The sequence below is a fragment of the Geothermobacter ehrlichii genome, from assembly GCF_008124615.1.
Taxonomy (GTDB): domain Bacteria; phylum Desulfobacterota; class Desulfuromonadia; order Desulfuromonadales; family Geothermobacteraceae; genus Geothermobacter; species Geothermobacter ehrlichii.
This window is the reverse complement of record NZ_VNIB01000031.1, coordinates 1-1,292: the sequence shown is the minus strand read 5'-3', so window position 1 is coordinate 1,292 and position 1,292 is coordinate 1. Positions and strand designations below refer to the sequence as shown.

Below are 1,292 nucleotides of genomic sequence, written 5' to 3'. Positions count from 1 at the left end.
GCGGAAGCCTGGGCTTCCTTGGCCAGGTGCATGCTTTCCTGGGCCTCGTCCACTATCTTGAAGCCGTCGGCCTTGCCGGTCACGATGTTCCAGAGTAGGGTCAGCAGGCGGATGGCCATCAGCACCATGCCGATGACGATGATGCTGTGGGCGACCCATTTCGGAATCGGCATGTCCTCCAGCTCGATGCCGATCATGTGCATCTTCTTCAGGTAGATCCAGCCGCCGTAGGTGAACAGGCCGGTGTAGACCAGGCAGGCGACGACGGCGATGCCGCTGACGAAGCGGCGCACTCCGGAGGGAAGAATCCGGACCAGGGCGTCGACGCCGATGTGCGAACCGACCTTGATGCCGTAGGATGCGCCGAACAGGACCATCCAGGCCGAGATGTGCAACGTCGCCTCCTCGGCCCACATCAGCCCGGTGCCGAAGCCGAACCTGAGAACCACCTCCATGAAAACCAGCAGGGTCATGGCCGCCAGAAGAACCGAGATGACGGCTTCTTCCAGGCCATTGATCATTCGGGTGAGCATTGTCAGAACCTCACAGGCAACCGCGCAATTGAATGGTTGAAGGGCCGCGGACCCCGATGACGGGGTCCGCGGAAGTGTCAGGACAACAGTGCTGGATCAGTTGGAGGAGACGGCGGCCTCGATGTAGTCTTTGCCGATTTCGTCCTTGAACTGCTTCCAGACCGGCTTCATGGCGTCGACCCACTGCTGACGCTCGGCGTCGGTCAGGGTGATGATTTCGGAGCGGCCCGAATCGATGATCTTCTGCCGGTCCTCGATCGCCTTCTTGAAGGAGACTTCGTTGCCGAAGGCGATGGCCTCGTCCAGGGCCTTCTTCAGCTCGGTGCGGATCTCGTCAGGCAGGCCCATCCAGAACTCGACCGAGGTGACGACCAGATAGTCGATAAGGCCGTGGTTCGACTCGGTGATATAGGGCTGCACTTCGTAGAATTTCTTCGAATAGATGTTGGACCAGGTGTTTTCCTGGCCGTCGATGGCCTTGGTCTGCAGCAGAGTGAAGACCTCGGAGAAGGGTTTCTTCAGCGGAATGGCGCCGACAGCCTTGAACTGGGCGGCGAGCACGTCGGAGCTCTGGATACGGAATTTTTTGCCCTTGGCGTCAGCCGGAACGCGCAGCGGCGAGTTGGCCGACAGCTGCTTCATGCCGTTGTGCAGGTAGCCGAGACCGATCAGCCCCTTGTTCTTCATGGCCATCAGCAGTTCCTGGCCTTTGGCGCTCTTCTGGAAACGCTCGACGGCGGCCATGTCCTTGAACAGGAA

Annotated in this window: 2 protein-coding genes; both read right to left on the bottom strand. The window is 60.0% G+C overall.

What is annotated here, in order from left to right:
• Positions 1 to 533 (bottom strand): TRAP transporter small permease (locus tag EDC39_RS15200; protein WP_148897241.1); only part of this gene is annotated, 533 nt, incomplete at its 3' end.
• Positions 534 to 629: 96 nt separating this feature from the next.
• Positions 630 to 1,292 (bottom strand): DctP family TRAP transporter solute-binding subunit (locus EDC39_RS15195; protein ID WP_148897240.1); only part of this gene is annotated, 663 nt, incomplete at its 5' end.